General features: G+C 53.9%; 15 protein-coding genes. 7 read left to right on the plus strand and 8 right to left on the minus strand.

Features of this window, described 5'->3' with window-relative positions; all coding sequences use genetic code 11:
* The first annotated feature begins 235 nt into the window (after nucleotides 1-235).
* Together QEH57_RS12065 and QEH57_RS12070 are read left to right on the plus strand one after the other, a co-directional pair.
* On the plus strand, nucleotides 236-4,258 hold the full coding sequence (locus QEH57_RS12065; protein WP_309006989.1) for an FG-GAP-like repeat-containing protein: 4,023 nt from the start codon (nucleotides 236-238) through the stop codon (nucleotides 4,256-4,258).
* 20 nt (nucleotides 4,259-4,278) lie between these two features.
* Complete coding sequence (locus QEH57_RS12070) at nucleotides 4,279-6,966, plus strand: hypothetical protein (RefSeq protein ID WP_309006990.1); 2,688 nt, start codon at nucleotides 4,279-4,281, stop codon at nucleotides 6,964-6,966.
* A gap of 143 nt (nucleotides 6,967-7,109) precedes the next feature.
* Here the strand turns inward: QEH57_RS12070 and QEH57_RS12075 are convergent, their stop codons facing one another.
* Nucleotides 7,110-8,132 (minus strand): LacI family DNA-binding transcriptional regulator, encoded by a 1,023-nt coding sequence (locus tag QEH57_RS12075; protein WP_309006991.1) that lies wholly within the window; start codon nucleotides 8,130-8,132, stop codon nucleotides 7,110-7,112.
* Nucleotides 8,133-8,359: 227 nt separating this feature from the next.
* On the opposite strand from QEH57_RS12075, the gene QEH57_RS12080 reads away from it, so the two are divergent.
* Nucleotides 8,360-11,239 (plus strand): hypothetical protein, encoded by a 2,880-nt coding sequence (locus QEH57_RS12080; protein ID WP_309006992.1) that lies wholly within the window; start codon nucleotides 8,360-8,362, stop codon nucleotides 11,237-11,239.
* Between the two features lie 12 nt (nucleotides 11,240-11,251).
* On the opposite strand, the gene QEH57_RS12085 is transcribed toward QEH57_RS12080, so the two are convergent.
* On the minus strand, nucleotides 11,252-13,264 hold the full coding sequence (locus QEH57_RS12085) for a Sip1-related alpha-galactosidase (protein ID WP_309006993.1): 2,013 nt from the start codon (nucleotides 13,262-13,264) through the stop codon (nucleotides 11,252-11,254).
* Between the two features lie 152 nt (nucleotides 13,265-13,416).
* Between QEH57_RS12085 and QEH57_RS12090 the strand changes: the two genes are divergently transcribed.
* Complete coding sequence (locus tag QEH57_RS12090; RefSeq protein WP_309006994.1) at nucleotides 13,417-14,502, plus strand: Gfo/Idh/MocA family oxidoreductase; 1,086 nt, start codon at nucleotides 13,417-13,419, stop codon at nucleotides 14,500-14,502.
* Nucleotides 14,503-14,514: 12 nt separating this feature from the next.
* The gene (locus QEH57_RS12095; RefSeq protein ID WP_309006995.1) at nucleotides 14,515-15,324 is read left to right on the plus strand and encodes a sugar phosphate isomerase/epimerase; all 810 of its coding nucleotides are present in this window, start codon (nucleotides 14,515-14,517) and stop codon (nucleotides 15,322-15,324) included.
* A 113-nt stretch (nucleotides 15,325-15,437) separates the two neighbouring features.
* On the opposite strand, the gene QEH57_RS12100 is transcribed toward QEH57_RS12095, so the two are convergent.
* The 6 genes from QEH57_RS12100 to QEH57_RS12125 form a co-directional block, all read right to left on the minus strand.
* Nucleotides 15,438-17,273: an ABC transporter ATP-binding protein gene (locus QEH57_RS12100; protein ID WP_309006996.1), complete on the minus strand. Its 1,836-nt coding sequence runs from the start codon at nucleotides 17,271-17,273 to the stop codon at nucleotides 15,438-15,440.
* A complete protein-coding gene (locus QEH57_RS12105; RefSeq protein WP_309006997.1) occupies nucleotides 17,270-19,150 on the minus strand; it encodes an ABC transporter ATP-binding protein in 1,881 nt (626 codons plus the stop codon). Before QEH57_RS12105 ends, QEH57_RS12100 begins: the two co-directional genes overlap by 4 nt.
* Nucleotides 19,151-19,201: 51 nt before the next feature.
* The gene (locus QEH57_RS12110) at nucleotides 19,202-19,984 is read right to left on the minus strand and encodes a ChbG/HpnK family deacetylase (RefSeq protein WP_191615645.1); all 783 of its coding nucleotides are present in this window, start codon (nucleotides 19,982-19,984) and stop codon (nucleotides 19,202-19,204) included.
* A 9-nt stretch (nucleotides 19,985-19,993) separates the two neighbouring features.
* A complete protein-coding gene (locus QEH57_RS12115) occupies nucleotides 19,994-21,031 on the minus strand; it encodes a Gfo/Idh/MocA family oxidoreductase (protein WP_309006998.1) in 1,038 nt (345 codons plus the stop codon).
* A 15-nt stretch (nucleotides 21,032-21,046) separates the two neighbouring features.
* On the minus strand, nucleotides 21,047-21,820 hold the full coding sequence (locus QEH57_RS12120; protein ID WP_309006999.1) for a ThuA domain-containing protein: 774 nt from the start codon (nucleotides 21,818-21,820) through the stop codon (nucleotides 21,047-21,049).
* Between the two features lie 64 nt (nucleotides 21,821-21,884).
* Nucleotides 21,885-22,685, minus strand: coding sequence for an AraC family transcriptional regulator (locus tag QEH57_RS12125; RefSeq protein WP_309007000.1), 801 nt, complete (start codon nucleotides 22,683-22,685; stop codon nucleotides 21,885-21,887).
* Nucleotides 22,686-22,761: 76 nt separating this feature from the next.
* Between QEH57_RS12125 and QEH57_RS12130 the strand changes: the two genes are divergently transcribed.
* The gene (locus QEH57_RS12130) at nucleotides 22,762-23,919 is read left to right on the plus strand and encodes a Gfo/Idh/MocA family oxidoreductase (protein WP_309007001.1); all 1,158 of its coding nucleotides are present in this window, start codon (nucleotides 22,762-22,764) and stop codon (nucleotides 23,917-23,919) included.
* A 30-nt stretch (nucleotides 23,920-23,949) separates the two neighbouring features.
* Complete coding sequence (locus QEH57_RS12135) at nucleotides 23,950-24,732, plus strand: sugar phosphate isomerase/epimerase (RefSeq protein WP_309007002.1); 783 nt, start codon at nucleotides 23,950-23,952, stop codon at nucleotides 24,730-24,732.
* The last annotated feature ends 6 nt before the right edge of the window (nucleotides 24,733-24,738 follow it).

A 24,738-nucleotide genomic window follows, 5' to 3' on the forward strand; every position in this document is an offset into this window, starting at 1 on the left:
GCTGCTCGGCTCCTGATCCGCTGGGCTTTGGCTTCAGGGCCTAGCCAATTGATCTCGAAATTCTCGACGGCGCTCAGGCAATCAAAGGCCTGAGCGTCGTTTTGGCATTTTTATCATTCGGTCCCGAGCGCGTCTCCTCGAAGAGCCGCTAAGCTGCAGGATTCCCAATTATACTTACCCAGTTAACTGAACTAACTCCTTCTATGCTGTGCTCATGACAAGCCCAGTCCACTACTTGCGATCATTCGTAAGCCTTCTTGGGGTCGTCGCCGTTGTTGTTTTGCCGTGGTCCCTTTCTCATGCCGCCTTCACTGATGTCACTGCGAGTACACCGTTCGCCTCTTTGGAGCAACTCGCAGCAGAAGAGCTTACCGAAGACTTGGCCTTCGTGGCGCGTGGCGGTGCTCCGGCTGTAATTGACTTCGATGGTGATGGTTGGCTCGACGTTTACATCGTGCGCTTCCGCCTTCCGGACGTACTCATGCGCAACACGGGAGGAGCTTTTGAGAGGATTGACAATCCACTTGGGCTCGACACGTCCGATGGAGGCAACGCCCCGCTATGGGCGGATTTTGATAATGACGGCGACCAAGATCTCTTTGTAGCGACAGCAGACGAAAAGGAGCATCGATTTTACGTCAATGAAGGGGCCGGGCGCTTCATCGAGGCCGCTGCCTCCAGGGCATTGGCTTTGCCTTCCACTTCTCCACATAAAGGCGTCGGCGTCGCCGCGGGCGACCTGAATCGCGACGGATGTCTGGACTTGGTGGTTGGAGAATGGGGAGCTAGCGTAACCGAGCAGACCGTCGGCCAACACTTTGCCGTCTTCCTCAATCGAGGAGCGGCCCAACCCGGCTATTTCGACAACGTTAGTATCACTTCCGGCGTAGCCTTCCCACCGCCGGAACTCACTGTCTACGCTCCTCTGGTTAGCGATCTGGATGGCGATGGTTGGCCAGATCTGCCCATCGTGGCGGACTTTGAACGCAGCCGACTCTTTTGGAACAACGCCGACGGCACTTTCTCGGATGGTACCAGAGTCGCAGGCGTGAGCAAAGAGGAGAACGGAATGGGTACGGCCATCGCCGATGTGAACGCCGACGGCCTGCTCGATTGGTTTGTCACTTCCATCCGTTTCACCGATGCCCCGGGTTATCGGGGTAACCAGCTTTATATAAACCAAGGAAATCGCGTCTTCGAAAGCGTGTCTGACGAATCGGGTATCGCCACTGGTGGCTGGGGCTGGGGATGCGATCTTTTCGACTACGACAACGACGGCGACTTGGATGTGGTCATGACCAACGGGAAAGACTTGGACGGACAGGGCGAAGAGGTTCTGGCCCCCATGATCCTTTGGCGAAACGAAGGTGACAACCGATTCTCTAGGGTGTCCGATTCGGAAATGGTCAATCATGTGGCTAACGGGGCCGGACTAGTCACTTTCGACTACGACAACGACGGCGACTTAGACATCTTGGTCGTGCACCAGAACTCGTCCCCCGTACTACTGCGCAATGATCGCACGGCGGAAAACGCTTGGCTTGATATCGCCTTGCAAGGCACTGACTCTAACCGTGCCGCATTTGGAACTTTGGTCAGCGTTCGCTCGACTGCCAACGGTCCGTTTCAGACTCAGGAGTTCAACCCCGGCAATACTTATTTAGCCCAGAAGCAGCCGCTGCTGCACTTCGGTCTCGGATCGGGTTTAGGTTCAGTCGCTGAAATTCGGATACGTTGGCCAAGTGGAGTTGAGGAGGAATACTACGACATACCGACCAGACGTATTTTCAATGTCGTCGAGAGCCAAGGAGGCAGCTCCGCCTTTACTCCGCCTCGTTTTACCCGCGAACCGGAAAAGCAAAGCCTTCGACCGGGAGACGACTTGCTCCTCGAAGTGGAAGTGGAAGGTGATCCATTGCCTTTGGTCCGCTGGTACCGCAATGGCCAGCCATTGCTAGGAGCAGTCGGGAAAACTCTTTTGCTAGAAGATGTCCAGCATGGAGATGCAGGAAAATATTACGCCACAGCGACGAACGCAGCAGGCGTGGCTTACAGCGAGCATGCTCGAGTGGGCGTGTATTCGCTTCACTTGAACAAGTCAGTCGCGCGCCAATGGATGGAGGAGCTGCTGAATGCGATTCGGCTCGATTATCCGGCACCTACTGTTCATTCGCGCAACCTTTTTGGTTTGGCCTGCGTGATGTGGGATGCTTGGGTTGCTTACGACTTCGAAGGAGCTTCTGTACCCTATCTGTCAGTGGAATCTCCTCCCGTACCGACCGATATCCTGCAAGCGCGGTCCGAAGCGATCAGCTATGCTGCTTATCGCCTCTTGCGCAGTCGCTTCCGCCTTTCTCCGAGCTCGGAAGTCACTTTGCCAGCCTTGCGGGAGCGGATGGAATTACTCGGGTACGATCCCGATGACAAAAGTGTAGTTGGGGATTCGCCGGCAGCGGTGGGCAATCGAATTGCGGCGCGTTTGCTCGCCTACACTTGGACGGATGGAGGCAATGAGCTTTACAGCTACGTTGACCAAACGGGATACGAGCCGGTTAATGACCCGCTCATTTTCACTTTGCCAGGGACTGAGGTTCAAGATCCTAACCAGTGGCAGCCGCTGTCCTTCGACTACCTCATCCTGCAAAATGGAATTGTAGTGGGAAAATCAACACAGAAGTTTCTTGGGGCGAATTGGGGAGAAGTGCGGCCCTTTGCTCTCGAGCGCCCAACGCGCCAAGATGTTTATAGCGACCCGGGGCCACCGCCGTACTTGGGAGGTGAAGGAGATCAGGATTACAAAGACGCAGCTATCGAATTGATAGAGTTTAGTAGCTGGCTGGATCCGTCGGATTCCGTGGAAATCGATGTTTCGCCAGGAGTTCGACATAACAACACGCTCGGAACCAACGATGGAATAGGTTACGAAATCAATCCCGAAACTGGTGAGGCATACGAACCGAACCTAGTGCTTCGGGCGGACTATGGTCGCATTTTGGCGGAGTTTTGGGCGGATGGTCCGGATTCGGAAACGCCGCCCGGGCATTGGAATTCGGTCGCGAATCACGTAACGGACCACCCGCTTTTCGAGCGGCGCTTCGAAGGTGAAGGCGAGGTCGTCGATGAGCTGGAATGGGACGTGAAATTGTACTTTGCCTTGGATGCAGCCGTGTCTGATGCCGCGATCGCTTGTTGGGATGCAAAGCGGAAATACAACTATGTGAGGCCTATCACCATGATTCGTTACATGGGTAGCCGGGGGCAAAGTTCGGACCCCGATGGTCCCTCTTATTCGCCGGAAGGATTGCCGCTAAAGGAAAATCTAGTGGAAGTTGTCACCGTTGACAGTTCAGCCCCAGGTCAGCGGCATTCTCATCTGGTTGATCATGTAGGTGCAATAGCGATACGTAGTTGGAAGGGGATTCCCGATAATCCTAATTTGGACTATGGTGGAGTTGGTTGGATACTTGCAGTGGAGTGGATGCCCTATCAGAGAGATACTTTCGTGACGCCTCCTTTTGGGGCCTACACTTCTGGGCATAGCGCTTTCAGTCGAGCAGCGGCGGAAGTGATCGCGGCGATAACTGGGTCGGCTTACTTTCCGGGAGGGATCAGTTCTTTCACAGCCGGCGCTAACGAGTTTCTGGAGTTTGAGCGCGGGCCGACGGAAACCGTTACTTTAACGTGGGCGACTTACTTCGATGCCGCTGATGAAGCGGGTATATCCCGACTATATGGAGGCATTCACGTCTGGCCGGATGACTTGCGTGGACGAGTGATGGGCTCGAATATTGGGAAGTCCGCTTACGCAAAAGCAAAAGGATATTTCGACGGGACGGCGGACACTGTTGATTGGAGAGAAGCTGCGGAACTTTGGGCGAATGCCAGGGTGGGGGAGCCGAATGGTCCTGTGGATACAGCTGATCTGTTGGCTGATCCGATCGAGTCGGCTGCGGCTTTCTATTTTGGAGCGGAGCCTTTGGCGACCTCCTTAGGCGCGAACGATGTTAAGGTGCTGAGGACAACCGATGGCAAGGTTGAGGGGCTTTCCTTTCTAATGAGCGACGCGTTGCTGGAGCCTGAGGTGCGACTGTGTGTTTCCCAAGACCTCGTGGACTGGAATGCGCTAGGCCTAGATGAGTGCATTCTGGAGCGTGAAAAGATGGGAGACCAGCTGGTACGAATTTCTATTTCAGCCAAATCAGGAATGTTGCCGGAAGGACGGCGTTTCCTGCGTGCCTTGGTTCGAGATGCAGACTAAAATACGAACGTAAATAAAAATTGAATACAAAAAATACTAGATGGAAACTGTTGGCTACAGGTCTTGTAGCTTCTCAACTTGTAAGCTCGGCTTTTTCTCAAGACACATGGGCCTTTGATCCGGAGCCGGACGATTTCGATCCTTCTGCACTTTTTGACCTTCGCTATCTGAACGAGGATTTAGCAGGGCAAAGTGGTTGGGTGCGTACTGACGACCAAGGGGATTTTGTTAGAGGAGATGGCGAGCCGCTTCGCTTTTGGGCGGTCAATACTGCCGTTGCGCGCGATATCCCTTTTCAGCCTCGGCCAAGACCTGGATGGGAGAATGCTCCCGATTTGGACCGCCATGCCCGTTGGTTGGCAAAGCGCGGAGTGAACCTCATCCGTTTGCACAGCCACATCAACCCTCACGCTGACAGCCAGGAGCTAAACGACTCGAATGAAGGCGAGTTGGATTGGATTTTCCGCTCGGTTGGTTCAATGAAACGAGCGGGCGTTTACACTATTGTCTCCCCTTATTGGGCGAACACGATGGAGAGTGATGATAGCCGCTGGGGCACCGATTGGGAAGGGGGGCATCACGGTCTCCTCTTTTTCGATACGAAGATTCAAGAGGCGTACAAGGAATGGCTTCGTAAGCTATTCACTACCCCTAGCGAACATTTGGATGGCAAAACCTTGGCTGAGGAACCCGCCCTTGCCATGTTTCAAATTCAGAACGAGGACAGCTTGCTCTTTTGGACTGTAAATAACTTGAAAGCTGGGCCAAAAAGGAGACTGGGTGAATTGTTTTACGCTTGGGCTTTGAACAAATATCAGTCCATTGATGCTGCCTTTGAAGCATGGGGAACAGCGTATTCAGGAAATGACGACATCGAAAAGGGCTTTCTAGGGATAGCCAATATTTGGGATCTAACGGGCGATGGAAAAGCGGCTCACGGTACGACTGCACGCCTGGACGACCAAATGCAGTTCTGGGTTGAGACGATGTATGATTTCAACGCGGAGATTACACGCTTTGTAAGGGAGGACTTGAATTGTCCTGTCCTCGTTAATCCTGGAAATTGGAAGTCAGCTGATGTTGTCTTGATGGAAGACAGCGAACGCTACAGCCAGACCAGTGGCGACGTGATCGCTGTGAACCGTTACTTTGGCGGCTTGCACAAAGGCGACAACAACGGATGGGCAATCGAAAACGGAGATTTTTATACGAACCCTTCGATGCTGAAAGACGCTGCACGATCGTTTCCCATCAGTGTTAAGCAGGTCGAGGGCAAGCCCATGATGGTGACGGAGAGCGCTTGGGTTATGCCGACGGATACGGGTTTCGAGAGTTCCATGCTGTTATCCGCCTATTCCTCACTCACAGGATTCGACGCTTACTTTTGGTTTGTGGCCCAAACGGAGGGGTTCACTCCGCCTCGTTCCGCGAATGGCTACCATGCATCTCAGGGTAAATGGTTGTGCCAAACCCCAGACATGGCGGGGCAGTGGCCCGCGGCGGCTCTAGCGTTTCGCAAAGGTTATATTCGGCGAGGGAAGCCGGTAGTGCAGGAGCAGCGTTCACTTGGTGCGCTTTGGCAGAGGAAATCGCCCATCATTGCGGAGAGCGCGAGTTTTGACCCGAATCGAGATAGCGGTGATCAAGCGCCTGATTCCACGATGGAGGGCGGCGTCGACCCTCTCGCTTTTCTGGTCGGACCCGTGACGATGGAGTTTGGCGGGAATGAGAGCGAGAATGTGGTTATGGAAGATTTGGACTCTTACATAGAGCGAACTGAAAACGGTGAAAGAGTGACGAGTGAAACGGGTCAAATTATTTTGGATACGGAACGAAATTTATTCACGGTCGATGCTTCGCATGTTCAGTCAATGATTTCTTACCAAGCGACTGTGCAGGAGTTGAGTTCGGTTGCTTTTGAGAGCACTGGTCCATCCGTTGCGGCTTCCGTAGTCAGTCTGGACGGTTATCCAATCGTCGCCTCCGGAAGGTTGCTTGTGCAAGTTGGCACTCGTGCCCGTCCGACGGGTTGGGAGGACGAAGAGGCGATCATTGAGGTGTCCGGCGAGCAAGTACAGGTGCGAAAGATAACTAGCTATGGCGAGGCTCCTTGGAGATTAGAGACAGCCGGGCTCAAAGTACGGATCAGGAATCCGGGAGTGCATACCGTTCGCGCTTTGGATGCCAACGGAATGCCGATTGCGGAGGTGCCTTTTAGTTTGGAAGACGGTGTGGCTTCATTCTATTTCCCCGAGGGCGCTCTTTATGCAGTGGTAGAGGGCGTGAGCGGGCTGAGCTATGATCTCTGGAAATCTCGTTTTGCTTGGGGCTCCGAAGCGACGGATGCTTTGGTTTCGGCGGATCCAGATGGTGACGGAGCTGCTAATCTGATCGAGTTCGTGAGGGCGGGAGATCCGCTACGCTTTGATGGAGAGGTTTGGGAGATGTCTCGATTCGATAGGGTGGCGGGGGAATCGGCTTTGACAGTCTCTTGCCACCGCAATTCCGTAATGGTAGGCGTAGAAGACGGCTTCGAGTATTCCGAGGATCTTCGAGAGTGGACGGAGCTTTCTAGCGTTTCGGTGCCCGTGTTAGATTCTCAAATTAAAATGGACTCGGATGGTTTGGTGGAAGAACGCCGTCTTGTAGTCCAGCTCGACGGGGAGGTGGAAGTGGCCTTTGTGCGGCGCAGGGCAACGGCTGAGTAGATTGGAAGATTGTTTCTCGTTGCGTCGTTGTATGTTGGATACTCGATTGCATCTTGGAAGTGTGTTGCTAGAATTCTAGGCGCAGGTGTGTTTTTCGCGACTATATTTACGCTTGGTGTATCCTATGCGGCACGAGAGCTTTGTTAGCGTTTGTTCGGTAAGGAGTCGCCGTCGACCCAGTAGGAAGGCACGAGGACTTGGCGAGGGAGCTCTGGTCTTCCTCGGGCGTGATGGCGGATGCTCTGGTCGATGAGGTTTACGCTTTGGTCGGCGATTTCTCGCAGCTGTTGTTCCATGCCGGCAATGCTCAGGTTTCGGGAATCGCCGAGGCCTGGGGCTCCGTTGAGGTGGAGACAAGCGAAGGCGACTTCTTCGGGTACCTTGATGCCTGCCTCGACGAGGGTAGCGCATTGTCCGATGTGAAAGCCGATAATGCAGTCCGGCTTGTTCGTTTTAGCCCAGTTGACGAGCGCTTGCTTATCGGTGAAGGACCCGAAGTAAGGTTGAATATGGTCTTTCGGATCGCAGTGCACCGCTAGTAGGCCCAAGGCGGCGGAGATTCGAGATTCGTCGTCCTCGAGGAGGGGATCGTGTCGCCCTAAGGCGAAGCCGATGCGTCGGTATCCACGTTCCATGACCTTGGTGAAGATTAGCTTCATAGCCTGGAAAATGTTGGGCCTAACGGTGTCGAAGGGGAGGGGCTCGAGAAAGCGGCCGCATTGAACCACGGAAAAGTCGTCCCAATTGAAGTCTTCACGGAAGGAGCCTAGTGGAATCGGACCCATTAGAATGATGCCTTGGACGCCTCGATTGTAGAGGGTGAGGGACGGGTTGGCGTATTTTTCGAGGCTTTTCGCGTCGATCGCGCTGAGCGTGTATCCAAGTTGCTCTGCCCGGGCTTTCAGCTCTATTCTGTAAGAGGAGTCTTTGTCCATGAAGTCCAGAAGCGCTAGGGGGATGCTCAGTGGTGTATCCGACTCGCGGAAGCGCTTGGAGGCGAGAGATGAGAGCATCGGATTGGGTCGATAGCCGAGCGCTCGCGCGGTTTCCTTCACTTTTTCTGAGAGCTCTTTTGAGATAGTTCCTGTATCGCGCAAGGCGAGGGAAACGGCTGCTGTGGAGATGCCTAGGGTTTTGGCGATGAGCTTCTGAGAGGGTCTTTCCATGGACTTGAATTAGATAGGGAGCTTCCAAGCTTTTGGAAGGCTCAGGGTATGCTAGTGAGGTTGAGGGAATTCGCTTTTTTACCAAGCGATTTCGGAAGTAAACGAATTAATTTTTAAAGTTTTCGTTCGGTGGAATCGAGTAGGCATCGTCATTTTTATCGAAGCTATTCCGACGGTAGACGTGCGTGCGAGCACGCGTAAACCCTTGATTTATTACCTACTTTTGCATGTTTGAATCTCCTCCAACGAAATTTGTTTGGTATAACTCCCATGGAGAGGGGAGGAATCGTTTCGCCCTTTTTCGGCGGTGCTTTGAACTTTCCGAGGTGCCATCCCGTTTTGAGCTCTGTCTTTTTGCGGACACCGCCTACCAGCTTTTTGTCAATGGCGAGTTTGTTCAGTTCGGACCCGTCCGCTTCGATATACGCCACCCTCTCTTCGACGAGGTTGATATCGCTTCGAAACTGAGAAAAGGACGAAATGTCGTTGCCGTTCTGGTCAAGTCTTTCGGCTGCAAAACCTTCAAGGATAATTCCGTACGGGGCGGCTTTATTGCGTGGGGTCAGCTCAGCGATGGAAACGGAGAAAGGGTAGACTTTTCCACGTCTCAGAACTCGTCGTGGAAGGTTCGTAGGTGTGAAGCGTTTTACTCTGAGGCTTTGAAAATGAGCTTTGCACTCGATGCGATTGACGTGTTCGATCAGGACAAAGCGTTGACGGGTTGGGAGACTTTAAATTTTGACGACAGCGAATGGAGCCCTGTAACTGAGCTCCCAAAGCAGGATGGATGGGGGCCGTTAAAACCGCGTACTATTCCATTTATGGATCTCGGGAAGGTTCCTTTCCGAGTTCCGCGACCTGTCGATCCTTTGTCTGATCGAGAAGACGTGCACGGGTTTTCGGTAGCCGGCCCCCAGTTTCACGGGAAAGAGCAAATCTTTGAGGGCAGAGATAATATGGCTCTTGGAGTTGCGACGTGGATACACTCGCCCAAGAATCAAAATGTGGTAGCAGGGCTTTTTTGGGGGAGCTACTATTTGAACGGAGAACTTTGCGATATCGGGATCGGAGTTGATGGACTTCGAAAGAACGTTTGCTTGAGTCTAAAAGAAGGTTGGAACTCATTCTTCGCCGTCGAAACCTTTATCGATGACTGTCATAGCTTCATGATGGCGCTACCTCGCTCCGCAGATCTGAGGTTGTCTCCAAATAGGAAATACGACGATGATTTGGCTTGGTTGCGTACCCCGATTTTGGGATCCACTTTCAGGGATGAACCTTTTGAGGGCAAGGTCCCGATTCCCTGGGATGATAGCTTCGATGTAGATGGCGGCTGGATAGAAGTTTATGCAGAGGAGATGGATTCAAATCCTGCCCGGCGCTCCATGTGGGACTTGTATGCTCCGCCTTTTGAAGAAGTAGGTGCCGACAAACTCGAATCTCATGTATTCAAAATATCAGACTACCCTGTGGGGTTCTCTCTGTTCCTAGAGTTTGATTGCATGCAACTTGTCTTGCCACGAGTCGCTCTGTCTGGTGTTGCGGGAGCGACAATCGACCTCGCTTATGGCGAGCACTTGAGCGCGGATGGCAGCCACCTTGAGCATACTATCGTTTACCAAGCGGGCGATCGTATCCTCGCAACCGAGGACAAGGTTGAATACATGACGAGTCAGCCGAGAGGGGCTCGTTACATGAGGATCACGGTCAGGGGAGCAGCTGCGGATGTCAGGTTAGATTCGCTGGTTTTTCTGTCCTGCCGTTACCCAGTCCACAAGTTGGGGCGTTTCGAGTGTTCGGATTCACTCTTAAACGAAGTGTGGGCGATGTGCGAGCGCGCTCAGCATGCAAACATGGAGGATGTGTTCGTCGACTGTTCGGGGCGAGAGCGCGGTATGTACCTCCGCGATACAATCATTCAATTTCACAATACCTTAGCCGCCTACGGAGATACAAAATTGATGGGGCGATGTATGGAATTGTTCGGTCAGTCCCCTGATGAAACCGGAAAGTTTAGAGCGGTTTATCCTAACAAAGGAGACTATACGATATCCGATTTTTCCATAGAAGCGATCGAAGGTTATTGGCAGTACTATCTGAATACAGGGGATGTCGATAGATTGAGAACCGACTGGCCTGCCATGCTCGGTAGCATCGACTGGTTCAATGGTCTTTCTGACGAGCGTGAGGATGGCCTGCTGGATGCTGATTGGCCCAAATTGAAGGGCGTTAAGGCGCATTACGGCGGTCTGCATGGGGACAACGGTGTCTCGGATGCATTGATGGATAAGTCGGGACCAAATGCGAATTTGACTTTCCCTTATCTACAGATGCTCGGTAGTGCCGCTAAAATTGCCCGCGTACTTGGAGAGTTAGTTCAGGCTGAAGTATTCGAAACGAGGCGCAATATGGTCGCGGAAAACGCACGAAAGCTTCTCTGGAACGAGCGAAAGGGTTGCTTCAATGACAACATTGAAGGCCGCACCCAATCCTTTCATGCGAGTATTCTTGCAGTGCTTTCGAAGGTCGCGACTCCTTCGCAAGTGCGATCCATTCGTAATTGGCTTAAGTCTGAATTCAAGAACGTATTCATAAATGGATACTCCCCAGAATCTGGAGCTTACTTTAGCCCAGCTTACTCATTCTTCATTTTTCAAGGACTGTATAAAATGGGGCTGTCGAAGTTAGCTGAGTCCCTCATGCGTGAAGGCTGGGGCTGGATGCTTGCGAATGGCGCGGTTACTACGTTTGAGTTCTTTCGCACGACTGCGAGTCATTGCCACGCGTGGTCGGCGAGTCCGATGTATTATCTCTCGAAGCATGCGTTGGGAGTTGGTTTCCCGAAAGCTCCAGATTTCAGCGTGGTGGAGATCGATATTCGATCTCCACTCGAATGGGCGAAAGGAGCCTATCCAATTCCAGGGACAGACCAAGTTATTGCAGTTGAATGGAAGCGAAATTCAGAAGGGATGATTAAGGCGAGTGTGCAGGCTCCCGCCGGAATCGTGCTCACATGGGACCGCTCTAGAATCTTGGTGGATCAAATTGAGGCTTCCTTGGCGGTGCAGGCCAGCGATTGCCTAGGCGCGCCAAGGAGAGTTGTTTAGAGCCGCCTAGTTCTAGTCTAGCTCGTGCATCTCGACGATGATCTCGAGCGGGCCGAATGTTTCTGCGGATACAGTGAAGCCATTGCCATTTAGAACGCTGGTGACGTGCGCAGGGTCACCGTTGATCGTTGCTGTCTTCGGAAGGGAGTTGGCTCCGAAGAGAATTTTCCCTGCTCCGTGAAGGCGGTAGAGGACTGTATTTTGGGCAATATTTGTCGCTGACTTAAGGGCTGCCATGCCGTTGAGTTTACCGGCGATGCCGAAGCAGGCAGTTCCGCTCAGGACGGGCGCGTATGCGAAAACCTTGGCGTCTGCGGGGGGAAGGCTGCAGGTGAGCTCATCGTCTGTCGTGAAGTAGTGAAGGGTTTGCTCGGCATAGTCGAAAACAGCGAATTTCGTCGAGGCACGATCGGATAGCTCCGAAAGAGTTACCTGTCCGGAACGATCTTGATCAATTGCGCAGTTGAAGAACGCGACCGCGCCGAATCCATCTTGATGATGGTTGACAACTGCGAGGAGCTCGTTGCTCTGGCGAGGGTCTTGGAAGAACTGGCGGCCAATCGGTTTTCCGGATTGGGAAAAGCGTAGTATCCGGTTTTCTCCTACTACGAGTTTGTCGAGTAAGGCGTGGTTTGTTAACTCGGGCTTGTCGCTGATATAAACGGGGCCTCCTGATATGACGCGGCCGATGGCGTGCATTTTGGCGTTTCGATGGTAGGTTTGGAACATGTCCCAATCCGGTACACAGAAGTTGCTTGTGAAGGCAGCGTTGAACACGTTTTGCACGATATGGTGGATCTGGGCGGCCTCGTCTTTCTTTGGATAAAAGTCACCGGAGTTGCGTACGAGGTTGCCTGATAGGAGTTGAAAGTAGACCTCGCTGCTTTGGCTCATGCAGTGCAGGAGGTTCCCGTTCAGCTTTTCTATGGCGGCGGATTGCAGGCCATTTTGGTAGGAGTCACGAATGCCGTTCTCGGGCAAGTCTTCTCGGCGGCTGAACAGCTCGAGTTGGGCTTGGTTGTCGACCTTTACTAGGTTGATGCCTTGCTCTGAGAGTTTCTGGTAGTAGTCGTGGAAGAATGCGTCGACGCTCTCGTGAGCTACGTGGACCCGCTGTTCGATGGAGTATTGGTCGGGCCACCCTGCAAAGACCTCCATCTTTCCACGGGTCGTCTCAAGCTGGTAACGATCGGCGAGGGGACCTTCTGGGTCGATTCCTCCCCAGTATCCTTGCAAGGTATGCCAGACTCCGATCCACCGCAGCTGATGACGGTCTCTTAGCGTTTTAGTCAGTTCGCCCAGTCCGTCGGGAAAGCGCTCGGTATTCGTGGCGAAAGATCGCAATCCCCAGTTTGCGGATACGTCTTGCCAGCCGTCGTCTATGATGAGGAAGCCAGGGGTGTGGCCGTCTTTTTTAAACTGGACGAAGCCGGTTTCGATCTTCTCCGCGGTCACCTCTCGATAGAAAGCGTCCCAGGTGCACCATCCGAGCGAATCGATAAAGGTGGGGTCTTCTTTTTCTTCGCGGAGTTTAAAAGTGTTGAGGTGCTGGCGTGCGACTTTGATTGAGGAGGCGATCAGCTCCACAGGGTCTTTCCCATGGGAGAGAATGAAGGCGGGGGCTGCTTCCGCGCTGGTTGTTTGATCGGAACGCAGTCCTGCGCGAAGTCCGTTGTCGAAGTAGAGCCGGCCTCTTTGGTTGGGCGTCGATAGTGGTAGGAGGAGGACGCAGCTTCCGTCGGTTTGTTGGGCCATGATAAAACCGAGGTCCTCTCCGGGGTTGGTATCTCCGTGGGAATCGAGGTCGTCGCTCCAGGTCGGTATCATCCAGAACACGCCACTACGCTTCGCAAGGTAGAATTGCTTTGCATTCGGAAAGTCCAGGGCGCCGAGGTCGAAGTCTCTTTGCTCGTGAATCGGATGGGTGAGGATCCAGTGTTGATTGCCGTCGTGGGCGATGTTTTCCCAGTGAAGGGAGTTCGAGAATCCAGTGATGAGCATGGCAACGGAAAGGACGGTGTTCATGAAACGTAAGTTGGGGGTGGGCTTTGTGCTGCCCATCGAGAGTTGAGTTTCGGGGGGCGTCAAAAGCTTTCAACGGATTTACCAAATGCAAAATCGAGGGCATTCGAGCTTTTCGGTCTTTTGCCTGCTCAACATTGACACCCATTTTTCCTATGACCCAACGACTACGAGTCGGAATACTAGGTTGCGGAGCGATCGCTCCGGCTTATCTCAAAAATCTGACCGGTGATCTTTCCGCCTTGGTGGAAATCGCCGCATGCGCGGATCTCGATCTCGATTTGGCTCGCAAGCGGGCAGAGGAGTTTCGAGTGGACAATGTGGTGACTGCGGAGGAAATGCTGTCCGATGCGGGAATCGATCTTGTAGTCAATCTAACTCCGGCGCCGGCGCATTTTAAAACAAGCTTGCAAGTATTGCAGGCAGGCAAGCATTTGTTCACTGAAAAGCCGCTTTGCCTAACCCTTGAAGAAGGTCGCGAACTTTTGGATACGGCTGAACGTAATAACGTACAAATCGGCGGGGCAGCAGATACCTTTCTCGGTGGTTCGTTCCACTCATGCTCGAAGCTTGTTCAAGAGGGTGCGATTGGTTTTCCGGTAGTTGCCCACGCATTGATCACGGTCGGAACTTTCGACTCGATGCGTTACCACAAGGTTTTTTCCGGGGCATTGCTCGACCTTGGCCCGTATTATATCACCGCGATGATAATGCTCTTTGGCTCGGTAAAACGTGTATCGGGCATCGCAGACGTTCGCTTTCCTGAAAAGGTCGATGGCCAGTCCGGTGAGCGTTTTTCTCTGGATAGAGCGAGTACGGCGGTAGCTAGCCTGTCGTTTGAAAGCGGTGTGGTTGCCACGGTGATCGCTACGGAAGATGTGCACAGCTACTTTCCGAGCGTTGAAGTCTTCGGGAGGACGGGCCGGATTAAGTTGAGTGATGCGAACATGTACGGCGAGAAGGTAACGGTAGAGACAAATCAAGAGAAACGATCTATTAATCCGTCATCAAACGACGGATACATTTCGAAGGGGCGGGGGCTCGGCGTTGCCGAAATGGCCTTGGCCTTGAAGGACGGAAGGTCGCCTCGGGCAAGCGGAGCCTTGATGTGCCACGTTCTGGAGGCGATGCTTGCTGTATATGAGTCCTCGAAATCAGGGGTGAGTATGACGATTGAAAGTCGAGCGGAACCGTTTCGGCCTTTGCAGGATAGCGAACTGAAGTCCATACTCGGAACGTAGAAAGGAGCTATTTTGGACAGACCGAATATTGGGTTGATTGGGATCGTTCAGGACGATCTAGAGGCGGACTTTTGGGCTACGCTCGGGCGTATCTCGAATCTCGGGTTTGCTGGGGTTGAAGTGGACGCCAGAGTGTTTGAGCGGCTCGGACTTTCGCCCAAGGCGTTTGCCGAGCGCCTGTCAGGGGTCGGTATCGAGCTCGTTGCCGCTCATTGTACGAAGTACTCGTATTTTGATTTTGGAGACGATTTGATTCGCCAAGCGAGCGAGATGGGCGCTCGTCATCTTTGTATCGCTTGGGGCCCTACGGAGTCGGCGGAACAAATCGCCGCTGACGCGGAGCTCTACAACAAGATGGGGAGGCGTTGTCGGGAGCTGGGCCTCGTTTTGACCTACCACAACCATGACCACGAGTTCGCGCGGATACCGGATTCGCGAGAGCGCTATTTAGAGGCGCTCATGCGGCAGACCGATCCTCAATTGCTCCGTTTGCATCTTGATATTGCGTGGGCCACTTTTGCTGGAGTCGATCCGTTGGCCTACGCTGAACTTTTCTCGGACCGAATCGCGGTGTTGCACATGAAGGATCTGCAGGGCCTAGAATCTGGTTGCGAGGAGGCGTGTGGAGAAAGGGATAAAGCTCGGTTTATAGAGGTTGGAGACGGGATTGTGCCCTGCTCGGAGATGGCTCGGTTTGCGGTGAAGGTTGGCGTTGAATGGCTGGTGGTGGAGCAGGATCGCCCTGCGGATCTTTCTCCTTGGGAGAGCGTGGAGCGTAGCCTGAGTAATTTGCAGTCGTTGTTGAAGTCGTTTGAGGGTTAGTCGGCTTTGAAGACGACTGGCTAATTTATTTTCTGACGTCTTGGGACAGTGTTGAGCGCAGTGGCGAGAAGCTTCGTTCAGTGAAGGAAATCTCTGCTGCAGAGCTCCTAGCTCTAGCTTGAGAAATTTTGATAGAGGGTCGCGTATGGTCCTCCAGCTTGCAGCAGTTTGTCGTGGGTGCCGCGTTCGACGATGCGTCCTTTGTCGAGCACGAGAACCAAATCAGCCTTGCGTATGGTGCTTAAGCGGTGGGCGACGATGAAGCTGGTGCGACCGAGCAGGAGGCGTTCGAGGGCGGTTTGCAGCTTTGCTTCGGTGAGGGAGTCGATGGCGCTGGTCGCTTCGTCGAGAATAAGCAGGCGAGGGTTTGCCAGCATGGCTCGGGCGAAGCAGACGAGTTGTCGCTGGCCCAGCGAGAGCGAGGCTCCGCGTTCGCCTACGTCGGTGTGGAGGCCATGGGAGAGGTCTTCGACGAGGTCGTCGCAGTCCAGTTCGAGAAGGATCTTTTGGACCTCTGCTTCACTCGCCTCGGGACGGGGCATGCGGATATTGTCGAGCACGGTGCCGCTGAAAAGAAAGTTTTGTTGAGTCACGATTCCCATTTGGTCGTGGATGGAATCGGAGGTGAGGTTTAGGAGGTCTTGGCCGTCCAGCTTGATTTGCCCTTTATCCGGTAGGTAAAATTTAGATACAAGGTTGAGGATGGAGCTCTTGCCGCTTCCGGTGTGCCCGACGAGGGCGATGCTTTGCCCGGCTTCCGCCTTGAAGTTGATGTCGTGGAGAACGGGTTTGCCGGCGACGTAGGAGAAGGTGACATCGCGAAATTCGACTTCGACGCCGGAGGCGTCTTTGGCAGGAAGGGCTTGGGCGGAAGGGGCGTCGGTCCAGTCGGGCTCCTGGTCGATCAGCTTGAAAACGCGTTCTGCTCCGGCCATGGCGATGAGGGCTTGGTTGAATTGGGAGCCGAGTGTTTGGATGGGGCCGAAGCAGAGGTTAGCGAGGAAGAAGAAGCGGATGAGGTCTGCTATCTCCATGGCTCCGTCGAGGGTCCTCCACCCGCCTACGAAGAGCAGCAGGGCGATGAAGAACTGGCTGTTGAGCTCGAGTAAAGGGATGAGCAGCGCGGAGGTGCGGGCTAGCATCATATTGAAGCGAGCATGGTCCACGATGAGGGCGCGGAAAAGATCCGCGTTGCGTGATTCGCGAGCGAAGCCTTGGGTGATGCGGATGCCGTTGACGGATTCGGCGAGGTTTGCGGTAACCCGGCTGAAGCTCTCTTGCGTTTGTCGCGACGATTGGCTGAGGCGTGAGCGGAAGTGGCGATTGATTGCCCATAGGATCGGAGCGAGGGCGGCCACGATGGCGAACATGACGAGATCGGTATACGCCATGAGGCTTGCGGCGAAAACGAGAATTCCCACTTGTACAATGGAAACGAAGAAGACGTCTTGGATAGCAGTACGCAGGGTCTGGACGTCCGAGGTCATGCGACCAATGATAGACCCCAGCTTTACGCGCTGAAAGAATGCCATCGGCTGTCGCTGGACGGCTTCGAAGATCTCGCTGCGCAAGGTTTTCACTACGGTTTCTCCGATTTCCTGGGCGAATCGCTGGCGGAAGTGGAAGAGGAAATCGGTGCTGAAAGCGAGGAGCAGGTAGCCTGCGACGGACCAAAATAGGAGATCTGTATCGAATTGGGCGATCGGACCGGCGATGATGCTGCCGACCATCCAAGCAAGAAGCGGGAGCTGGATAGCGCGGACGAGGGTGAGCGCTATGAGGAGGTTTCGCTTGAAAGCGATGGGCTTGGTGTAGCTGATGAGTCGGGTGATCAAGCTCCACTCCAGCGGACGGGTGAATGCTTCCTCCTCGGCGTCTCGTTGGCGTTGCAGCAGTCCGATTTCTCGTGGGGTTCGGTCGATGCCGCGAGGCGATTTTAGGTCGTTCATTCGAAGTCTCCTTTTCTGTAAAAACTCTCCAAGTCCCCCGTGTCTGCCAATTGCAGGTGAGCGACTCGACGATAGGGGCCTCTTTGTTGGAGGAGCTCTTGGTGGCTGCCGCGTTGGGCGATGCGCCCCCGCTCCATGACTATTATGGTGTCGGCTCTTTTCAGGGTGTTGAGGCGGTGGGCGACGAGAAAGGTGGTTCGCCCTGCGATGGCTTGATCTAGGGCAGTGAAAATTTCCTGTTCCGTTTCACTGTCGATGGCGGCGGTAGGATCGTCGAGAAGGAGGATTGGTGGCTCGAGCAAGATCGCGCGGGCGATGGCGAGACGTTGTTTTTGGCCGCCGGACAAGGTGTTTCCGTTTTCGCCGAGAATGGTTTCGTAGCCGTGCGGGAGGGCACTTATGAAGTCGTGGGCGGCGGCAATCCGGGCCGCTTTTTCGATTTGTTCCCGAGTCGCTTCGGGGTGGCCGAAGGCGATATTGGCGGCGACGGTGTTTGAAAAGAGGAAGCTCTCCTGGAAGACGATGCCGATGCTGCGCCGGAGGTCTTCGAGCTTGAGTTGGCGCACGTCTATGTCGTCGATCATCACCTGTCCGCTCTGCGGGTCGAAGAAGCGCGGGATCAGGCTCATGAGCGCAGATTTTCCGGAACCAGTAGCGCCGAGGATGGCGACGCATTGGCCGGGCGGCACCTCGAGGTCTATTTCGTCCACTACGGACTGAGTCCCGTTGTAGGCGAAGCTGACGTTTCGCAGGGAGACCTTTCCACTGATCGCTGGGCGATGAATCGGGTGGGGAACGTCTTTGACTTCGATGGGTGCATCGAGAATTTCGAAGACCCGTCGGGCGCCGATAAGCGACTGCTGCATGCTGTTGGCGACGTTGGCGACTTGATTGACTTGGTTGGAGAACTGCTCGAGCAGGCCGGCGAAGACGACCAGTCCGGATCCAAGTGCCAGTTGTCCATTGATCACCTGCCAACCGCCGAAGCCGAGCAGCACGGCGATGTTGACGCGTGTCAGGAAACCGACGGTCGGGGAGAAAAGGCTCACCCGCCAAAAGATGCTGCGTTGCTGCTGGAATACGTTCTCGTTGGCCTTTTCGAAGGCGGCCCTTTGGTCGTTTCCGAAGTTGAAGGCTTTGACGACCTGCATGCCTTGAAGGTTTTCGGCGAACTTCTGGACAAGGCGGTCGACGAGTTTTTGGTTCTTACCGTAGAGAGGTTGTATCCGTCGTGAGAATACAGTGGTGAACAGCCAAAGGATAGGAGTGGTGGCGAGGCAGGCTAGGGTGAGGCTGGGACTGAGGCTGACCATGTAGAGAGTGTAGATGGTCAGGGAAACGCTCATTATGAATACCTGAATTACGACCTGATCCATGAACAAACGCACGGATTGTACGTCGCTAGTGACTCGAGTGATGATGGATCCCGTGGTATTGGCGTCGAAGAAGCGAAAGCTCAAGCGTTGCAGGCGTTCATAGACTTCTCCTCTCAGGTCGACCACAAGTTTGCCTTGTACTAGTTGGTTGAGGGAAATCGTGTAGGCGTAGTTTAGGAGACCACGTAGGATCGCGAAAGCGAGGATGGCTGCCGCGATGGTTGCGATGGAGACCATAGGTTTCCAATGGCGGGGTACGGTGAACCCGAACTTGCCGGCAGGATAGGCGACGCTTTGCTCGGTGATACCCGATTCGCTGATGGAGTAGTGGATGTAGTCGATGCCAAGTCCGGTAAGGGTGAGCCCCGCAAGTCCCAGGCAGAGCAGGGCGCCTTGCAGGCTGATGACCTTCAGGCTATTGCCGCGGTAGCGCCAGATCAGCCTAAGAAGGCGTTTGATCAGCCACCAATTGTCGGACTTAGCTTGGGACGTCTCTGGCATGGCGGGTACTGTTCTTACGGATACAGTCGGTGGTACTGCTTGTATTCGTGGCTAGCCCCTCGCGGCGTAGCTGACCAGTTGGATGTTTCGGTGGCGAATGAGCTCTAGCAAAGAAGGACTGCAGCAAGCATCAGTAAAGTGTTGTCGCTCTCGCGCTATTTTTCGGCCGTTTACATTACAGATACCTTGCATCTCCTCATTGTCGAGAGAGGGATGGTCGATCAAAATCCACTTGCCAGGCTGGAGGCAGGAAAGGGCCTGGTGGAGGCGTTCCGTCGTATTGGCGATTTCGGATTTTGGCGCGAGTGGAATGCTTTTAAATCCGGCGGCGAAGGGATCAGCCGCTAGTTCGTACTCGACGGCAAGTTCACGGCAGAGGGTCCCGATTCGAGGATCTGCGTCGTTGCAGCCCATGTGGTAGCTGAGATGGTTGAGCTCGGGGAGTTGGGCTTGGCAGAGTTCGATCTGAGCGCGAAATTCCGCTTCGACTTCGTCGCGTTTCCAAGGCCTGTTGCGTAGGCAGAGATCGCCATCGAAGCGCGGCCAGATTCTGGGGAGGAAGTAGCCTAGCTCGTCGGTTAAGCTTGGGCAGTGCGTAAGTGGACGCCACTTCACGTTCGGCCATTCGGACGTAAGGGTAAGGTGTACGCCGACATCGCGGCCGGCAGGAAGGTCTTTAAGCAGGGAGACTGCTTCGGGAAACCAGGAGCAAGGGGCCATTATTTCGACCGATCGGGCAATGCCGTCGCGCAAGGCTTTGACGCAGGCGAGGTTCGCGGCGTGGCTGGATCCAATGTCGTCGGCTCGAACGAGAAGCTGGATTTCCGCTGTCATATCAAGGAGCTAGGCGAGGCTGACCGGCTGGCCCGATGCGGCGCTGAGGTAGATGGCATCGAGGATTTTCATGACGAGTAGGCCCTCCTCGGCGGTGGCGGTGTGTGGACGTCCTGCGCTTATGCAATCGACGAAGTGGTGCATGCCGCTAGGGGGGCCTTGGGTGCCGCCTTTGATTTCGATATCGAGTTTGCTGCCTTGCGATTCGGTGTAGAGGAAGCTTCGGAAGTCGTAGCTGCCATCGATGTTGTTTTGCGACAAGCCGCCTCTCGTGCCAAGCAGCGATGTCTCCATGGTTTCCTCCTTGATGTGTCCCATCCACGAGGCCTCGACTTGCAGGCTAACGCCCTTTTCGAATGTGATCTGGGCGGAAGCGAAATCTTCGACGTCGAATTCCTTTCCGGCTGCGTCGGCTTTCTGTTTACCAAGCGTATTGGCGGTCGTGGCCAATACGTATTTAGGATTTGGATATCCCATGAGCCAGAGAGCGAGGTCGAGTCGGTGCACGCCGAGATCGATCAACGGCCCGCCGCCGGCTAAGCTCTTCTTGCCGAACCAGCCGCCGAAGCCCGGCATCCCGTCGCGGCGCAGCCAGCGGGTTCGGCCTGCGTAAACGTCGCCGATCGCTCCCGAGTCAACTTGTTGTTTGAGGGCCCAGGAGGTCGGTGTGAAGCGAAAGGAAAAATTGATCATCAGCCGGCGGTCGGCGTTTTGGGATGCCGCGATCATCTCTTCCGCTTCCCGAGCGTTGAGCGCGACCGGCTTTTCGCAGAAGACGTGGGCTCCGTGCTGGAAGGCTTGCAGGGCCACGGGCTTGTGCAGGCTGTTTGGCGTGGCGATGCTGACGATGTCCAGCTGCTCGTTGGCGAATAGTTCGTCAACCGATTGGTAACGATTAGGAATCTGGTGCTGGTCTCCGATATCCTTCAGCCGTTTTTCGTCGAGGTCCACAAGGGCGACCACAGTGGAATCCGGGTGTTCGTGGAAGGCTTTCACGTGGTGCCTGCCCATGCCGAGGCCGACGACGGCGCACTTAAGTTGCTTCATCTTTCGAGCCTGTAACTACTGGCCTTTGATGCCAGCTTCGCCAAATGTGGCACTTTTCTCGGAAAGGGACTCGAGCGGTTCGGTGTTGGGAGCGAGATTGGTGGGGATGTTTACCATTGGCTTTGCCCAGTGAACCGCGTTGCGGATCACTTGTTGAACGTCTTTGTTGTGGTAGGTTGGATACGTCTCGTGACCGGGGCGAAAGTAAAAGACTTTTCCATTGCCGCGAGTCCAGGTCACTCCGCTGCGAAAGACTTCTCCTCCTTCGAACCAAGAGATGAAAATCAGCTGATCCGGTTCTGGAATGTCGAATCGTTCGCCGTACATTTCCTCGTTGGGAAGCTCGACGTATTCTCCAATCCCTTGGGTGATGGGGTGTCCGGGTGCGATATTCCAGAGTCGTTCTTTTTCTGCTGCTTCCCGCCAGCGAAGCGAGCAGTTGGAGCCCATGAGGCGCTTGAAGATCTTCGAGTAATGGCCGGAGTGCAGGACGATCAGGCCCATGCCCGAGAGTACTCTTTGCTGAACTTTCTCGACGATCTCGTCGGAAACCTCGCCGTGGGCGCAGTGTCCCCACCAGATCAATACATCGGTATTGTTCAACGCTTCCTCGTTTAGTCCGTGCTGATCTTCGTCTAGGGTGGCGGTGCTCACCTCGATCTTGGCATCTTTCTCGAGGGACTCGGCTAGGGTCGAATGGATCCCTTTTGGATAGATCTTTTGCACAGCTGGGTTGCTCTTCTCGTGTCGAAATTCGTTCCAGATGGTTAGCTTGATTGTATCAGTCATATCTATGGGCTGGAGCTTTTGTTTGCTGCAAGGCGGCTTGGGAAGCTGCCTTGCAATTAATTCGTTAAACGGAGTCCTCGCGATTTTGAGCTCTGAATTCGGAAGGACTCATTCCGGTCTTCTTCCTAAATTGACGGGAGAAAAAAGGAGTGTCGTTGAAGCCGAGGGCTTGAGCGATCTGGTCGATATTGAGAGTACTCTCGAGAAGTAAGCGTTTGGCTGTTTCGAGACGTTGCAAGATCGAAAAGGTTCTCGGTTGGGTTTGAGTCAGCTTCGCGAAACGTCGACGGTATTGCGAGAGCGATAAGCCAGCTTCCTTGGCGAGCTCCTCGGTGGGAAAGGATTGATAGGGGCGTTCTTTAATTCGCTCAACTTGGGCTCGAATAATCTGGTCGCGAGGGTCCTCCGGACCAAGCAGCCAATCACGGGCGAACACATGAAATATCTTAGTCGCCCAGTCGTTCGCCTCTTCCTGTTGCGATACTGGAACTTCAGAGAGGTAACGGGCCATTTCGTGAATCAGGCTTAATCTTCTCAGTTGGATGGGATGGAGTTTGAATGCCTGAAGTCCTCTTTTGTTGGTAGGCTCGTTGATGCACCTAAAGTGCAAGCCAATGTTTCGCATTCCCGCCGAGTCGAGCCGTTCCGCATAAACGCTATCGTTCGGATACAGTAGAATGGCTGTACCTGCCGAGAAGGGTATGAGTTCGTCGTTGATCCACATTTTTCCCGGTCCTGAGAGTGCAATCCAAAGATTGTAGTAATCTGGAATATTGGAACGCCAGTTCCAGCCCGGTGGATTGTTGTGGAGAATCAAGCGATCGCAGAGGGAAAGTTTTAAGCCTCTGAGTTTTTCTTGTTTCATGAGATGACAGGAAAGTGCAAGAGATGCACCTTTGAGTCCATTCCAAAGCTAGGCTCCGTTTTGCTATTATTGCGACATGGATAAATCAGTTCGCGTCGGAATTATTGGATTAGGAAACATGGGCAGTGCTCATGCACGAATGATCATGGAAGGGAAGGTGCCGGGCTTGGAGTTAGCAGCTATAGCGGACGAGCGAAGTGACGTTTCCAAAGCTTTCCCGGATATCCGTTTCTTCGAGTCTGGAAGCGATTTGATAAAGTCTGGAGAGGTAGAGGCTATGATCGTATGCACGCCTCATTTCAGCCATACGACATACGGTATCGAAACTTTGGTTGCAGGATTGCACTTGTTGGTAGAGAAGCCGATTTCCGTTCATAAAGCAGATTGCGAACGTTTGATCGAGGCGAGTAAGGGTAAGGACGTTGTCTTTGCCGCTATGTTTAACCAACGAACGGATCCGGCTTACATCAAGTTGAAGCAATTGATCGAGAGCGGCGAGTTGGGTGAAATCGAGAGAGTTCAATGGACCATTACGGACTGGTATCGACCCGACGCCTACTACGCGTCGGGCGGCTGGCGGGCTACATGGTCGGGTGAAGGTGGGGGCGTTTTGATGAACCAATGTCCGCATCAGCTCGACCTTTGGCAGTGGCTCTTTGGTATGCCGGAAACGATTTGGGCGGATTGCCAGATCGGTCGTTTCCATGACGTCGAAGTCGAGGATAGCGTTACCGCGGTTATGAAATATGCGGATGGTAAGCGGGGCGTGATGATCACTACGACCGGCGAGGCACCGGGAACGAATCGCCTAGAGGTCGCTTGCGCCAGAGGGCGGGTGATCTTGGAAAACGGAAAAGTCGAATGGCTGCGCAACGAAGTCGAGAACCGAGAGTTTCTGAAAACAACGAAAAACCTGTTCGGCAAACCCGACACCTGGAAGGTTGAGATCCCTTTCCCCAATACAGGAGAACAGCATCTTGGAGTGCTGAAAAACTTCGCTAAGGCAATACTCGATGGAGAGCTCTTGATCGCTCCCGCCGCAGAAGGGATGAACTCGGTCGAGCTGGCAAATGCGATGCTTCTATCAGCTGCGGAAGGAGGAGAGGTGAGCTTGCCGATGGATAGCTCGCGTTATGAAGCTCTTCTGAAATCCCGTATTGCTGCCTCGAAGCCCAAAGCTCGAGTGGACGTGCGAGGCACTGTAGATAGCGACGAATTTGCGAAGTCCTTCTAAGCAAGGTGAAACGATAAATAGGAATAGATAATGCCGAAAATAGAACAGTTTGGAGTGATCCTTTATACGTTAAGGGATTTTGTGAAAACCCGAGAGGATGCCTTGGCGACATTCGAAAAAGTATCTAAAATGGGATACAAGTCGGTGCAGGTCAGCGGACTGTCAGCAGACTTGTTCACGGAACAGGAGCTTGTGGAAGTCTTGGGCGAGCGGGGTTTGACGATTTGCGCTACGCACGAGTCTGGGGAACAGATCCTCAACGAAACAGATACGGTGATTGCTCGCCTGCAAAATCTAGGCGTCCGCTACACTGCTTATCCTTACCCTGCGGGGGTAGACTTTTCTAGCGACGAGGAAGTGGATGCGTTGATCAAAGGGCTAAACGACGCCGGTCGAAAGATGGCGGAGGCGGGCTTGGTATTGTGCTACCACAACCATCATCACGAGTTCCAGCGCAGTCGAGGTAAGATCATCTTAGAGCGAATCTACGAGGAGACGGATGCCCGCTTCCTTCAGGCTGAGATTGACACTTTTTGGGTGCAGAGGGGCGGCGGTTCGCCAGCTGGTTGGCTGCGTGGCTTGAAGGGTCGGTCACCGCTTTTGCACATGAAGGACTATCGCCTGAAGCCTGATTCTCTGGACGCTGACTATGCGGAGATCGGCAATGGAAATATGGACTTCGTGGAAATTGTCAGAGAAGCGGAAGCAGCGGGATGCGAGCACTATATTGTAGAGCAGGACACTTGCCCTGGGGATCCTTTCGATTCGCTATCCCAAAGTTTTGAATACATCCGAAAGAATTTGGTTTGGTAGCTTATG

This window comes from Pelagicoccus sp. SDUM812005 (genome assembly GCF_031127875.1).
In the GTDB taxonomy this organism is placed as follows: Bacteria; Verrucomicrobiota; Verrucomicrobiia; order Opitutales; family Opitutaceae; genus Pelagicoccus.

Excerpts from the sequence above, each read along its gene's own strand:
- QEH57_RS12075 (WP_309006991.1), bottom strand. The coding sequence starts at position 8,132 with ATGGAAAGACCCTCTCAGAAGCTCATCGCCAAAACCCTAGGCATCTCC.
- QEH57_RS12080 (WP_309006992.1), top strand. The coding sequence starts at position 8,360 with ATGTTTGAATCTCCTCCAACGAAATTTGTTTGGTATAACTCCCATGGA.
- QEH57_RS12085 (WP_309006993.1), bottom strand. The coding sequence starts at position 13,264 with ATGAACACCGTCCTTTCCGTTGCCATGCTCATCACTGGATTCTCGAAC.
- QEH57_RS12090 (WP_309006994.1), top strand. The coding sequence starts at position 13,417 with ATGACCCAACGACTACGAGTCGGAATACTAGGTTGCGGAGCGATCGCT.
- QEH57_RS12100 (WP_309006996.1), bottom strand. The coding sequence starts at position 17,273 with ATGAACGACCTAAAATCGCCTCGCGGCATCGACCGAACCCCACGAGAA.
- QEH57_RS12105 (WP_309006997.1), bottom strand. The coding sequence starts at position 19,150 with ATGCCAGAGACGTCCCAAGCTAAGTCCGACAATTGGTGGCTGATCAAA.
- QEH57_RS12110 (WP_191615645.1), bottom strand. The coding sequence starts at position 19,984 with ATGACAGCGGAAATCCAGCTTCTCGTTCGAGCCGACGACATTGGATCC.
- QEH57_RS12115 (WP_309006998.1), bottom strand. The coding sequence starts at position 21,031 with ATGAAGCAACTTAAGTGCGCCGTCGTCGGCCTCGGCATGGGCAGGCAC.
- QEH57_RS12120 (WP_309006999.1), bottom strand. The coding sequence starts at position 21,820 with ATGACTGATACAATCAAGCTAACCATCTGGAACGAATTTCGACACGAG.
- QEH57_RS12125 (WP_309007000.1), bottom strand. The coding sequence starts at position 22,685 with ATGAAACAAGAAAAACTCAGAGGCTTAAAACTTTCCCTCTGCGATCGC.
- QEH57_RS12130 (WP_309007001.1), top strand. The coding sequence starts at position 22,762 with ATGGATAAATCAGTTCGCGTCGGAATTATTGGATTAGGAAACATGGGC.
- QEH57_RS12135 (WP_309007002.1), top strand. The coding sequence starts at position 23,950 with ATGCCGAAAATAGAACAGTTTGGAGTGATCCTTTATACGTTAAGGGAT.